General features: G+C 45.5%; 14 protein-coding genes. 9 read left to right on the top strand and 5 right to left on the bottom strand.

The features are described 5' to 3' along the window. Nucleotides 1–27 precede the first annotated feature (27 nt). The 3 genes from rfbA to waaC are packed head-to-tail and all read left to right on the top strand — an operon-like array spanning nt 28 to nt 2634. Complete coding sequence (gene rfbA / locus AOC28_RS07325; protein WP_072583319.1) at nt 28–957, top strand: glucose-1-phosphate thymidylyltransferase RfbA; 930 nt, start codon at nt 28–30, stop codon at nt 955–957. Further along, complete coding sequence (gene rfbC, locus AOC28_RS07320) at nt 954–1520, top strand: dTDP-4-dehydrorhamnose 3,5-epimerase (RefSeq protein ID WP_072583318.1); 567 nt, start codon at nt 954–956, stop codon at nt 1518–1520. The genes rfbA and rfbC overlap by 4 nt, the downstream gene beginning before the upstream one ends. 40 nt (nt 1521–1560) lie before the next feature. Beyond that, entirely contained in the window at nt 1561–2634 is a 1074-nt protein-coding gene (waaC, locus tag AOC28_RS07315) for a lipopolysaccharide heptosyltransferase I (RefSeq protein WP_072583317.1), read from the top strand. A 6-nt stretch (nt 2635–2640) separates the two neighbouring features. On the opposite strand, the gene AOC28_RS07310 is transcribed toward waaC, so the two are convergent. Then, nucleotides 2641–4266 (bottom strand): TolC family protein, encoded by a 1626-nt coding sequence (locus tag AOC28_RS07310; protein ID WP_072583316.1) that lies wholly within the window; start codon nt 4264–4266, stop codon nt 2641–2643. Between the two features lie 120 nt (nt 4267–4386). Here AOC28_RS07310 and AOC28_RS07305 point away from each other — a divergent pair, with 120 nt between their 5' ends. The 3 genes from AOC28_RS07305 to trmB are packed head-to-tail and all read left to right on the top strand — an operon-like array spanning nt 4387 to nt 6512. Further along, nucleotides 4387–5232 (top strand): undecaprenyl-diphosphate phosphatase, encoded by an 846-nt coding sequence (locus AOC28_RS07305; protein ID WP_072583315.1) that lies wholly within the window; start codon nt 4387–4389, stop codon nt 5230–5232. Between the two features lie 39 nt (nt 5233–5271). Beyond that, nucleotides 5272–5736 carry a DUF2721 domain-containing protein gene (locus AOC28_RS07300; RefSeq protein WP_072583314.1) on the top strand — a complete coding sequence of 155 codons (465 nt, stop codon included), beginning with the start codon at nt 5272–5274 and terminating at the stop codon, nt 5734–5736. Further along, a complete protein-coding gene (trmB, locus tag AOC28_RS07295) occupies nt 5733–6512 on the top strand; it encodes a tRNA (guanosine(46)-N7)-methyltransferase TrmB (RefSeq protein ID WP_072583313.1) in 780 nt (259 codons plus the stop codon). The genes AOC28_RS07300 and trmB overlap by 4 nt, the downstream gene beginning before the upstream one ends. 8 nt (nt 6513–6520) lie before the next feature. Here the strand turns inward: trmB and AOC28_RS07290 are convergent, their stop codons facing one another. The 4 genes from AOC28_RS07290 to ribBA all read right to left on the bottom strand — a co-directional run bounded on the left by AOC28_RS07290 (nt 6521) and on the right by ribBA (nt 10299). After that, nucleotides 6521–7993 carry an NAD-dependent succinate-semialdehyde dehydrogenase gene (locus AOC28_RS07290; protein ID WP_072583312.1) on the bottom strand — a complete coding sequence of 491 codons (1473 nt, stop codon included), beginning with the start codon at nt 7991–7993 and terminating at the stop codon, nt 6521–6523. Nucleotides 7994–8103: 110 nt separating this feature from the next. Beyond that, nucleotides 8104–8613 (bottom strand): transcription antitermination factor NusB, encoded by a 510-nt coding sequence (gene nusB, locus AOC28_RS07285; protein ID WP_072583311.1) that lies wholly within the window; start codon nt 8611–8613, stop codon nt 8104–8106. Between the two features lie 5 nt (nt 8614–8618). Beyond that, nucleotides 8619–9134: a 6,7-dimethyl-8-ribityllumazine synthase gene (gene ribH / locus AOC28_RS07280; protein ID WP_072583310.1), complete on the bottom strand. Its 516-nt coding sequence runs from the start codon at nt 9132–9134 to the stop codon at nt 8619–8621. A gap of 34 nt (nt 9135–9168) precedes the next feature. Then, nucleotides 9169–10299 carry a bifunctional 3,4-dihydroxy-2-butanone-4-phosphate synthase/GTP cyclohydrolase II gene (gene ribBA, locus AOC28_RS07275; RefSeq protein WP_072583309.1) on the bottom strand — a complete coding sequence of 377 codons (1131 nt, stop codon included), beginning with the start codon at nt 10297–10299 and terminating at the stop codon, nt 9169–9171. A 151-nt stretch (nt 10300–10450) separates the two neighbouring features. On the opposite strand from ribBA, the gene AOC28_RS11390 reads away from it, so the two are divergent. The 3 genes from AOC28_RS11390 to AOC28_RS07265 are packed head-to-tail and all read left to right on the top strand — an operon-like array spanning nt 10451 to nt 11665. After that, complete coding sequence (locus tag AOC28_RS11390) at nt 10451–10750, top strand: hypothetical protein (protein WP_158009044.1); 300 nt, start codon at nt 10451–10453, stop codon at nt 10748–10750. Continuing rightward, complete coding sequence (locus AOC28_RS07270; RefSeq protein ID WP_072583308.1) at nt 10674–11339, top strand: hypothetical protein; 666 nt, start codon at nt 10674–10676, stop codon at nt 11337–11339. Before AOC28_RS11390 ends, AOC28_RS07270 begins: the two co-directional genes overlap by 77 nt. Beyond that, on the top strand, nt 11336–11665 hold the full coding sequence (locus tag AOC28_RS07265; RefSeq protein WP_072583307.1) for a hypothetical protein: 330 nt from the start codon (nt 11336–11338) through the stop codon (nt 11663–11665). Before AOC28_RS07270 ends, AOC28_RS07265 begins: the two co-directional genes overlap by 4 nt. The last annotated feature ends 6 nt before the right edge of the window (nt 11666–11671 follow it).

Here is an 11671-nt window from a genome sequence, read left to right as displayed (position 1 = left end):
CTGAGTTACTAAATAGGGGTAATTTGCATGAGTGTAAATCGTAAGGGCATTATTTTGGCTGGCGGGTCTGGAACTCGTCTGTACCCAGTTACTCAGGCTGTCTCTAAGCAACTAATGCCGGTTTATGACAAGCCGATGGTTTATTACCCTTTAAGCACTTTAATGTTGGCTGGTATTCGTGACATTTTGCTTATTTCTACCCCGCATGACACACCTCGCTTCTCGGAGTTATTGGGCGATGGTTCACAGTGGGGTCTCAATATTGAATATTGTGTGCAGCCTTCACCAGATGGTTTGGCACAAGCATTTACTTTGGGTAAGAATTTCGTAGGAAATAATCCTAGCGCCTTAGTTCTTGGCGACAATATTTTTTATGGTCATGAATTGGTTGACCAATTGGATAGTGCAAACGATCGCGGTACTGGCGCAACAGTGTTTGCTTATCACGTGAATGATCCTGAGCGCTATGGCGTAGTTGAGTTTGATAAAGATTACAAAGCACTCTCGATTGAAGAGAAGCCTCTAAAGCCAAGAAGTAGTTATGCAGTTACTGGCCTGTATTTCTATGACAACCAAGTGTGCGACATTGCAGCCTCGATTAAGCCTAGCGCTCGTGGGGAGCTTGAGATTACCGATGTAAATCGTGTTTACCTAGAAAAGAATGAATTAAGCGTAGAAATCATGGGCCGTGGCTTTGCCTGGTTGGATACGGGAACTCACGACTCATTGCTCGATGCTGCTGGCTTTATCGCCACGCTGCAGAAGCGCCAGGGACTAATGGTTGCCTGCCCCGAAGAGATTGCTTATCGTCAAGGCTGGATCACTGCAGAAGCAGTTCAAAAAGTGGCAGCACAGCTAAGTAAAAATAGTTATGGACAGTATCTTGGCAAGATTTTGAATGAGCTCAACACTTCTGCACAACCTATCTCTCTATCCGCCAAGAAGACTAGCAAATGAGCACCCCTTCTAAGTTACAAATAACGCCCACTGCCATTCATGATGTTTTCATCCTAGAGCCAAAAGTATTTGGTGACGAGCGCGGTTGGTTTACTGAATCGTTTAATGCAGAAGACTTTGCTAAAGCAACCGGACTTGATATTGAATTTGTTCAGGACAACCATTCCTTTTCTCGTCAATGGACTTTGCGTGGTTTGCACTATCAGCTAGAGCAGACTCAGGGTAAATTAGTGCGAGTCGTCGCTGGTAGCGTCTTTGATGTTGCAGTAGATATCCGAAAAGATTCTCCAACTTATGGAAAATGGGTTGGTGTTGAGCTCAGCGCGCAGAATCATAAGCAGCTATGGATTCCAGCAAAACTTGCACACGGCTTTTTAGTGCTTTCAGAAACGGCAGAATTTTTATATAAAACCACCGATTACTACCACCCGCAAAGTGAGGCCTGTCTTGCCTGGAATGATCCAACGGTTGCTATTGAATGGCCTTTGCCTGCTGGCGTTCAGCCCAATATGAATGCTAAAGATGCAGCTGGTCATTCATGGGACGCAGCTCCGAAATTCTAATTCGATATCAGACGCTCTTAAAAGATAAGATAATGCTCAAATGAGCGCTGTATCGTCCACCTCCGCAGTAATTTCTTCGTCTAATCCCAAGGTTTTGTTGGTGAAGCTTTCCTCATTGGGAGATGTCCTTCATAACCTACCGATTGTTTGGGATTTACGAGCACGCCTACCGCATGCCCAAATTGACTGGGTAGTTGAGGAAGGCTATGTTCATTTACTCGAGCCACTTTTAAGTCGCGATGGATTTAGAGGTATCGATCGCATCATTCCATTCGGCTTGCGTCGCTGGAAAAGGAATCTTCTCAAGGCGTCAACATGGCAGCAATTGTTTAGCTTCAAAAAAGCGCTGCAAGAAGTTTCTTATGACGTCATTATTGAAACCCAAGGACTGCTTAAATCGGCCATTGTTTGTTCTTTGGCTAGCAAATCCCCAAATGTTGTGATTGCAGGGCTTGCCAATGCAACTGAGTTTTCTGGCTACGAGCCAATAGCCCGTTCTTTCTACAACCAATCGGTTCAGGTCCCCGCTCAGTGTCATGCGGTAGACCGTTCCCGCTGGGTCATGTGCTCAGCTTTAGATTGGCCCTTGGTTGATCGTGCTAGCGCCCCAAAATTTTATCCACAGACTTATGTTGACTCCCTAAATACGAGTGCATTAAGCATCTTTGAGAAATTAAAGTCTCCCTATGTTCTATGTTTTCATTCAACAGCTAGAGAGGCCAAGCGCTGGTCCAATGAAAATTGGGTAAATCTGGGTAAGGAGTTATCCAGCAAGGGCTTCCAAGTGGTGTTTCCTTGGGGAAATGCTGCTGAGAGAAGTGTCAGCGTTCAAATTGCAGGTCAAATACCGGGTGCGATCGTCCCGCCTGCATTTTCAATTGAGGATGCTTTCTCAGTCATTGCGGGTGCCGCACTCACTGTTGGTGTAGATACCGGCTTGACCCATTTAGCTGCTGTTTTGGGCAAGCCAACAGTAGAAATTTATTGCGATTCACCAAGATGGAAGACCGAAGGTTATTGGTCTGAGAATATTCGTAACGTGGGCGATATACAAGCACCACCGAATGTGGACGAAGTGATTGCTGCTTCTTTGAACTTATTGTCTAAGAGTTGACTAGACTTAACGTAGCAAAGAATTAATCGCCAACAAATCCTCATCAGATAGGCTAGACGCACTTGCTTTGAGTTTGAGCGCATTTAAGACTGTGCTGTAGCGCGCTTGCTGCAGCAGGGAACGGGTAGTAAATAAGGTATCGACTGCAATTAATACGTCGATATTAATTAAAGTCCCAACTTGAAAGCCTAGTCGACTAGATTCCACTGCAGACTCTGAGGACCTCTCTGCCGCTTCATAGGCTTTAACGCTCGCCAGACCACCATAGAAGCCAGTGAATGCTGCGCGCGTATTTTGTGCTGCAGTACGTCTTGCATTGTCATAGTTGGCTTTAGCGGTATCTACTAGTGCAGCATTCTGTCTAATGACAGAGCTATTGAAGCCACCAGAAACCAATGGAATGCTCATTTGTAACGCAATAGTATTGTTATAGACGTTAGTTTGAGCTGGTGTGTAGCTATTCGGTGTGCCGTTTGAAGTGTTGTAGCCTGAAGTGCCCACTAAATTCAGTGAGGGATAGTTCAAAGCCTGGGCTGCGCGATAAGTGCTTTCGGCCAAGCTAACAGAAAGCTGACTTGCTAAGACTTTAAAGTTTGCGGCTTCCGTTTGATTAATCCAGTCATCTAAAGTTTGACCAGGCGGCAGTACTGGATTGACGTTATCAACAAGGGTGGCGCTTTTATTTTCTTTACTTTTGCTACGGGGATCTTTCAGAACACCATCAATTTTGGCTGCTTTCACTAAAGGCTTGAGTGCGCCAACTGGGTGCCCAACTAATTGCTCTAAAACCCCTTTTTTTACAACTAAATCTGCTTGCGCGGCAATCTCCTGTGAGACGGTGAGATCAAAGCTTGCTTGAGCTGTATTGACGTCCACAATGGTTGCAAGGCCTGCATCAAACTTGGCTTGAGCAACATCTAACTGTTGCTTAATCAGGTCTTTCTTGTTGCGATAGAGTGCCACATTGTCTTGGCTTGTCAGCGCATCAAAGTAAGCTTGTGAAACTCTCAGAATTAAATCTTGCTGAGCTTGAAAGAAATTCATATCAGCAATCTTGGTATTCAGATCGCCTTGCTTAAAAGCCTCGAGTGCAGCTACGTTAAAAACAGGCTGGGTGAGAGTAACAGTGTAGCTCTTCTGGTCAAATACACGGGAGTTGCCTGCGCCTGTGGAGACTACTGTAGACCCAGCGCCATGCTGGTAGTACCGCGTACCACTAGGTGTTGCATTAGCTTGAGGTAGTAATAAAGAGAGGCCTTGCCAGAAGAGCTCTTTGCTCGCCTGATAGTTAAAGCGCGCAGCGTTTAAAACTGGATCGCTAAACGCGGCATCTTGATAAAGCTGAATGAGGTCATTGTATTGAGCATTGCTATTACCTGAATTGTTATTTCCAAGATAGGATGGGGTTGCACTATCAGGTAATGCAGTCTTATTAGGTGGTGGCGCTATCTGTGGTGGCTGCTCTAAGCCAATCAGGGTCGATGCACTCATTGGGGTGGGTAAGGCTGGTCTAGGGGCCGCGCTAGGGCTTTGCGCAAGGGCGTCGAATGACCAGGTGCCGAGACCGAGCGCTTGACTGAGGATCAAACCAAAGGCGGTAAGTCGAGAAAGTCTAAAGCGGGTTGGGGTCATGTAATTCGGATACTTTTTAATGTGCCATGCAGTTTAAGGCTAATTTATTCAAAATGCTCATTTAGATGCTATTTTGCCAAATACCCTACGTTACCTCTAGATACCTATAAAATTTGGGCTATGGATCTAATTTTGTTACTTAAAGCAGTCATTCTGGGGGTGGTAGAGGGGCTAACCGAGTTTTTGCCGATCTCTAGTACTGGGCACCTGATTTTGGTTGGGGATTTACTCAACTTCAATGATGATCGAGGCAAGGCTTTTGAGGTCATTATTCAGTTTGGCGCTATTTTGGCGGTTTGCTGGGAGTTTCGCCAGAAACTCATGAAAGTTGTCGCCTCGTTCTCGGGTAGCCCCATTGCCCGTCGCTTCGTACTGAACTTATTAATCGCTTCTATTCCTGCAATGGGCTTGGGCTTCTTATTTGGCAAGCATATTAAGGCAGTATTATTTTCGCCGATTCCTGTAGCAAGCGCTTTTATTGTGGGAGCCTTAGTTATTTTTTGGGCTGAACGTCGTCAGCAAATTCGGACTGATGTATCTAGTCACATTAAATCAGTGGATGACCTTACTCCCTTGGATGCACTCAAAGTCGGCTTAGCGCAATGTGCGGCTTTGATTCCAGGAACGTCTCGCTCGGGCGCAACTATTATTGGCGGCATGTTATTTGGTTTGCCTCGCGCTGTTGCAACTGAGTTCTCATTCTTCTTGGCCATACCAGTGATTGGTGGCGCTACTGCTTATGAGTTGCTCAAGCTTTGGAAGGCGCCAGTAGCTTTCTCCGGTGAATTTACTCTAGCTACTATTGTTGGTTTCATTGCCGCCTTTCTCTCTGCATTTATCTGCGTTCGCTGGTTAATTCATTATGTAGCACACCATAATTTCATTCCATTTGCTTGGTATCGAATCGCTTTTGGCTTGTTAGTGTTATTGACTGCTTACAGTGGATTGATCGCTTGGTCTCACTGATCTAACCAATACCCCTCATCAAAGTTAAGGCATTTCAATATGGATGTATCAATAGACGCAATCACCAATAACATTCAGCTGGCACTAGCCCCTGTATTTTTGTTAACTGCCGTAGCAACTTTGATTAATGCGATTTCTGGACGCTTAGCTCGTTCAGTCGATCGTATGCGCGCGATTCGACATTCCATTAACCTGGGCGAGGTAACGGATGCGGCAATGCTGCAGCACATGCATAAAGAGGCTGATGAAGCTCAAATCCGGGGTCGACTTTGTACCGCCGCTATCTTTTTTGATGTTCTCAGCGGTGTTTTTATTTCCTTAACGGTTCTTGAATTATTTTTCTTTCAAGCGGGCGCGGTGCGTTCATTGCAGACAGCCTATGTCATTTGGACATTTGTACTAGGCCTCATCTTTTTTATGACCTCTTTATCCATTGTTCTAGCTGAGGTTGTTTATGCCTATCGCTCAGCAGGCTGGAATACGCCGAATGGCTTTGATAAATGAAGAGAACGGATAGAATTCGCTCATTCGTATTAAGGGCTGGAAGAACTACCGCTGGTCAGCAGCGCGCAATTGAAGAATTGGGACCCCAGTTTTTACTGCCTTATCAAGCATCTAATCTCAATTTAATTGAAGCATTTAACGGCTCAACTAAACCAAAGATATTGGAGATTGGCTTTGGTATGGGCGAGACCACCTCTAAGATTGCCGCCTTGAGAGCGGATGATGACTTTTTGGCGATCGAGGTTCATCCTCCTGGCGTAGGCGCCTTGCTGAAGCTCATAGGCGAAAACAATCTTACTAATCTCAGGCTCATACGCCATGATGCTGTTGAAGTTTTGGAGAATATGCTGGCGCCGGATTTACTGGATGGTATTCATATTTACTTTGCAGATCCTTGGCATAAGAAGCGTCACCATAAGCGTCGTTTAATTCAGTCTGAATTTGTAAGACTTTTAGTCTCTAGATTAAAGCCGGGTGGCTATTTACATTTAGCTACCGATTGGCATAACTATGCCGAGCAAATGCTCTTGGTTCTGAATGCCGAAACTACTTTGCAAAATACTTCCAGTGAATTGATGAAAGTAGAAACTTTCACCGCTGAGGATATTGCTAAGCCTGGTGAGGTTTGTAATGAATTTAAGCCTACCCTAGAACAGCTCAATGCCGAGCATCAGGGTTATGTCGTGCGCCCAGACTATCGCCCAGTGACGAAGTTTGAAAACCGTGGCATCAAGCTAGGCCACGGTGTTTGGGATCTGGTCTACAAGAAAAAATAAAAGTAAATTTACAAACCTACGCAGACGTATTTCATCTCGAGGTATTCATCCATTCCGTAGACGCTACCTTCACGCCCTAGGCCTGACTGCTTGATGCCACCAAAGGGCGCTACCTCGTTAGAGATTAATCCAGTATTAACGCCCACCATGCCGTACTCCAAGGCCTCAGCTACTTTCCAGACGCGGCCAATGTCACGACTATAGAAATACGATGCCAAGCCAAACTGACTGCTATTAGCTAACTGGATGACCTCTTCATCACTTTCAAAAGGAATGATTGGTGCTACAGGGCCGAAAGTTTCCTCGTGCGTAATGAGCATTTGACTGTTTACGTTAGCCAGAATGGTCGGCTCATAAAAGTTCTTGCCTTCAATGGACTGTTTGCCACCAGTAACTAGCTTGGCACCTTTGCTAAGTGCATCAGCAACATGCTTTTGTACTTTCTCAAGAGCGGCGGTTTCAATCAGGGGCCCTTGAGTAATGCCAGCCTCCATCCCATTACCGACTTTAATAACAGCTAGTGCTTTAGCAAACTTTTCAACAAACTGATCATGCACTTTTTTATGAACATAAAAGCGATTTGCACAAACACAGGTCTGACCAGAATTTCTAAATTTAGAAGCCATGGCACCACTGACGGCGGCATCGATATCGGCATCTTCAAAGACAATAAACGGTGCATGCCCACCTAACTCCAGAGCAAGTTTTTTGACAGTTGGAGCACACTGTTCCATCAAAATGCGGCCGACTTCTGTGGATCCTGTGAACGATAGATGACGCACTGTTGGTGAGGAGCAAAGTGTTTTGCCAATCACAATCGACTGATTAGCATCAGCAGTCACAATATTAATCACCCCATCCGGAATACCAGCACGCTTGGCAAGTTCAGCCAGAGCTAAGGCGGATAGCGGTGTCAATTCAGCAGGTTTGATGACGATAGTGCAGCCCGCTGCTAATGCAGGTGCAATCTTGCGCGTAATCATCGCAATCGGGAAGTTCCAGGGAGTGATGGCTACGCAAACACCGATCGGTTGTTTGAGAACCATGAGACGCTTATCACTCCAGGTGGTTCCCAGAATAGAACCCTCTACGCGTTTCGCTTCTTCAGCAAACCACTCTACAAATGAAGCGCCATAAACAACTTCACCAGCAGCTTCAGCTAGAGGCTTTCCTTGCTCGAGCGTCATGAGCTTTGCAAGATCTTGTGTATTTTCAATAATGAGGTCAAACCACTTGCGCATAATATGTGCGCGTTCTTTGGCTAATTTGCTGCGCCATGCAGGCAGTGCTTTTTCAGCTGCGGCGATAGCGAGCTCAGCATCTTTGGTTTCTAGATTGGCTACCGCAGCAATAATCTCATCGGTGGCTGGATTAGAAACGGCAAAGGTATTTTTAGAGCTAATCCATTGGCCATCAATAAAAGCTTCTTCTTTAAAAAGGCTTGAATCTTGTAATTGGCTACGAATGTCTACTTTTTGCATGATGTTTGACCTTGGTATAGATGTAAATCATTTTATCCCTCAATAAATAAAATAGCCCCCAAGCTTTTAGGGCCTGGAGGCTGGATTCCTTGCTGCTAGTTAGGGGGTGTTTAGCCTGCCTGAGTCTCGGCGGTGCGAAGCTTCTGGGCAAGTAGATCAAGAACGCCATTGACATACTTATGGCCATCAGTACCGCCAAAGGTTTTAGCAAGTTCAACCGCTTCATTGATGGCCACTTTGTAAGGTACCGAAAGATCGATAGCTAGCTCATAGGCGCCAATGAGTAATGCTGCATGCTCCACTGGAGAAAGTTCGTTAATTGGGCGATCTAATGCTGGGGTAATAATCGCCTCCAGCTCATCGGTACGAGCCAGTACGCCATCAAAAATACCTTGGAAGAGATCAAGTTGGCAGCGACGGAATGCGGGGTCTTCCGCAAGCTGCTTGGCAATGGAGGCGCCATTAGGGATGCTGCCAGCACGACGCATGACTAGGCTTTGATAAACACCCTGGAGGGCGTATTCACGAGCGCGACGACGTGGTGTCAGTGAGCGCTTTGGAGCAGGCTTTACTTCCTTGGCGGCTTGAGGGTTTAGTGGATTTTGGCTAGATGTAGACATGCGAATTATTCTTCTTCACTCGAGTTAATTTCGATATCAATATCAGGAGTTAATGCCAAGGCTAAATTTGCCATCTCCACTACTGCTTGAGCACATTCTGCGCCTTTTACCTGAACACGAGCAAGAGCTTGCTCATCAGTGTCGCAAGTGAGCACACCATTGGCGATTGGTAATCCAGAGTCAATCGAGATACGAGTGATGCCAGAAGCAGATTCATTGGAGACTAATTCGAAGTGATAGGTCTCACCGCGAATGACTGCGCCTAGGGCCACTAAGCCATCAAATTCACCAGTCTCGGCCATTTTTTGGAGGGCAAATGGAATCTCTAGCGCGCCAGGAACAGTCACCAATTTGATATCTGCTTGGGAAACCCCAAGCGAAATTAATTCATTGATACAGGAATTGGTTAGGGCAACGCAATGATCTTCATTAAAGCGTGCTTGCACAACACCGATACGGAGATCTTGACCATTGAGATCAGCTTCTAGTACGCCTACAAAATCATTAGTGGAACTCGTCATATCAATCTTTAAAATATTCAGGCTTTAATGGAATTTAAGAAGTGTACGGCTTGTAACCTGTAACCTCGAGCTTATAACCAGAAAGGCTAGGCACAGGACTTGGGTTGGCAAGCAAGCGCATTTTGCCAACACCAATATCTTTCAATATTTGGGCGCCAATACCGTAGCTTCTGAAATCAGTTTTTCTAGCCAACGGCTTCTTACTTTCTTCCTGCGATTGATTCAGTTTCTGAAATTGCGCTAACCAATCTTGATCATTAGGGGCGGCAATGCCAGAGGCATTGAGGAGCACGGCTACACCAGCCGGTGAAGCGGCAATTTGCTCTAAGGCCTTCGCTAGCGGCCATGAATGGTTGCTGACATTGGAGTCCAGGAAGTCTAAAACAGTGACTGGCTCATGCACGCGCACTAAGGTTTCTTGAGCTTCAGAAGGCTTGCCATGCACTAATGCAATATGAATGCATGAGCTAGGAGTATCACGATAAATAATGCCTTGGAATTTTCCCCAAGGGGTAATGAATTCACGAGTACCTTCTCGAACCACAATGCTTTCATGTTGGCTACGGTATTGAATGAGATCTGCAATGCTGCCAATTTTTAATTGATGCTCTTTCGCAAACTCTAGAAGATCTGGAAGACGTGCCATGCTGCCATCGTCTTTCATGATTTCACAAATTACGGAAGTCGCTGAGCATCCAGCCATTGCTGCCAAGTCGCAACCCGCTTCAGTATGTCCTGAGCGTATAAGTACACCACCAGGCTGTGCCATCAGTGGAAAAATATGGCCAGGTTGTACTAAATCACTGGGCTTGGCATTTGATGCCACAGCAGTTTTAATGGTGAGCGCACGATCAGCCGCTGAGATGCCTGTAGTTACTCCGCTAGCTGCTTCGATAGAAACTGTGAAATTCGTTCCCATGGATGTGCCGTTATCCCGAACCATCAAAGGTAGGTTGAGTTGTTGGCAGCGCTCGCGCGTCAAGGTTAAGCAAATCAATCCACGGCCGTGTTTTGCCATGAAATTCACAGCCTCAGCGGTGACATGATCGGCGGCTAGGACTAAATCACCTTCGTTCTCACGATCTTCTTCATCGACGAGGATCACCATTTTGCCGGCGCGGAGCTCGGCAATGATTTCTTCGGTGGAGGCAAGGGTATTTGGCATAGCCCTCTATTTTAAGCTCAGGAGCCCTTTACAGTGCTGTCCTACCTCAATATCCCGTGTTTCTGACAGCAAGAGCCTTGGTTCGGAGTTTCAGTCCACAAGACTGCCTTTGAAAATGGGCGATGCCCCCTATAAAGCTCCTCAACCCCCAATGAGATCTAAAAATGGCCAGGGATTCATCTTGCTGGAGGTTCTGGTCGCAATGGCCCTGATTTTGGGAGTTTGGATGACATCGGCGGGCGTTTATCAGCGCCTCGCTTTAACTCTGACACAACAAGAAAGTAAAAGAGCTCAACTCAGAAAGGATTCGGATACTTTTGAAATACAAGAACACAGCAGGACCAATGGCAATCTACCCAAAAAAGCCCTAAGTAATGAGTCTGCTCGAATGTCTAGTCGGAATCGCTCTATGCGCACTTCTACTCAACCCTCTCTTAAAGACAAGCGCTGATTTGGTAATTAAGCAAATTGAGTATGAAAAATCACAAGCATTAATTTCAGAGGCGGATCGTGCATTTGAATTAATTGGCCGCGCGATTCGAATGGCTGGCTACCGGAACATTCAATCTGTACAAATCTCAAACCATAAGTCAGGGCAAAAAATAAGACAGCAAAAAAACGATGGTTCATTTATTCAGGTTGAAAAAAGATCGGGATTTCGTGGATCTGATTCACTAATCATTCGTCATGAATTATCCGCTGGTACAGATTTTGATTGCATTGGTAATGCACTTACTCAAGATCGCACAAAAAATAACTTAGCCATGCAAGGATTCTTGGTGGATTATCAGGCAGGTATTCCCAAAGGTAAGAAAGTCAATGGCGGTTCGCTAATTTGTCAGTCGCTCGATCGCCAGGGACGCATTCAAAACACCACCTTAATGAATGGGGTTAATAGTCTTTTAATAGAGGAGTTGAGCCCCTCTCAAGCCCAGCATTTATCGGCATCAAGGCTTTTTAAGATCAAGCTGCAAATGACTGACGGAGCCAAGCTCAATCTAGATCTTGAAAGAACTTTTTCGACGAGGAATCTCTTGTGATTTTGGCTTGGGTGATATCGCTACTCTTACTCTGTTCATCTCTCATTGCGTATTTAGAGAGGCTGAGTGCATTACGTATCGTAGAAGTAAAAACAATGGAAGTAGCTCAGAAAAATTTTCTTGCTGCTGAAAAAGCAGTCATAGACTGCGAGAAAAATTTAACCACTCTTGCTAATTTGGAAGAGAATGTTTGCTTTGTTCAATCAGTCGGTAAAAACCGTTGGCTGATTTCGAGCAAAGAGAAGCCGGCGATTCAGATTGGTGTTGTGATTGATGCAACATCTGGCACAGTCACTCGCATAAACTGGCGACAAGTATTTGAATAACTGCAA

Origin of the sequence: Polynucleobacter sp. MWH-Adler-W8 (assembly GCF_001889925.1) — a bacterium.
Taxonomy (GTDB): domain Bacteria; phylum Pseudomonadota; class Gammaproteobacteria; order Burkholderiales; family Burkholderiaceae; genus Polynucleobacter.
This window is presented reverse-complemented; position numbering and strand designations above follow the sequence as displayed.

What these genes read in the sequence shown, in the direction of transcription:
- AOC28_RS07310 (WP_072583316.1), bottom strand. Translation starts at nt 4,266, where the DNA reads ATGACCCCAACCCGCTTTAGACTTTCTCGACTTACCGCCTTTGGTTTG.
- ribBA (WP_072583309.1), bottom strand. Translation starts at nt 10,299, where the DNA reads ATGCCAAATACCCTTGCCTCCACCGAAGAAATCATTGCCGAGCTCCGC.
- AOC28_RS11390 (WP_158009044.1), top strand. Translation starts at nt 10,451, where the DNA reads ATGAGATCTAAAAATGGCCAGGGATTCATCTTGCTGGAGGTTCTGGTC.
- AOC28_RS07270 (WP_072583308.1), top strand. Translation starts at nt 10,674, where the DNA reads ATGAGTCTGCTCGAATGTCTAGTCGGAATCGCTCTATGCGCACTTCTA.
- nusB (WP_072583311.1), bottom strand. Translation starts at nt 8,613, where the DNA reads ATGTCTACATCTAGCCAAAATCCACTAAACCCTCAAGCCGCCAAGGAA.
- ribH (WP_072583310.1), bottom strand. Translation starts at nt 9,134, where the DNA reads ATGACGAGTTCCACTAATGATTTTGTAGGCGTACTAGAAGCTGATCTC.
- AOC28_RS07305 (WP_072583315.1), top strand. Translation starts at nt 4,387, where the DNA reads ATGGATCTAATTTTGTTACTTAAAGCAGTCATTCTGGGGGTGGTAGAG.
- AOC28_RS07290 (WP_072583312.1), bottom strand. Translation starts at nt 7,993, where the DNA reads ATGCAAAAAGTAGACATTCGTAGCCAATTACAAGATTCAAGCCTTTTT.
- rfbA (WP_072583319.1), top strand. Translation starts at nt 28, where the DNA reads ATGAGTGTAAATCGTAAGGGCATTATTTTGGCTGGCGGGTCTGGAACT.
- AOC28_RS07300 (WP_072583314.1), top strand. Translation starts at nt 5,272, where the DNA reads ATGGATGTATCAATAGACGCAATCACCAATAACATTCAGCTGGCACTA.
- waaC (WP_072583317.1), top strand. Translation starts at nt 1,561, where the DNA reads ATGAGCGCTGTATCGTCCACCTCCGCAGTAATTTCTTCGTCTAATCCC.
- rfbC (WP_072583318.1), top strand. Translation starts at nt 954, where the DNA reads ATGAGCACCCCTTCTAAGTTACAAATAACGCCCACTGCCATTCATGAT.
- trmB (WP_072583313.1), top strand. Translation starts at nt 5,733, where the DNA reads ATGAAGAGAACGGATAGAATTCGCTCATTCGTATTAAGGGCTGGAAGA.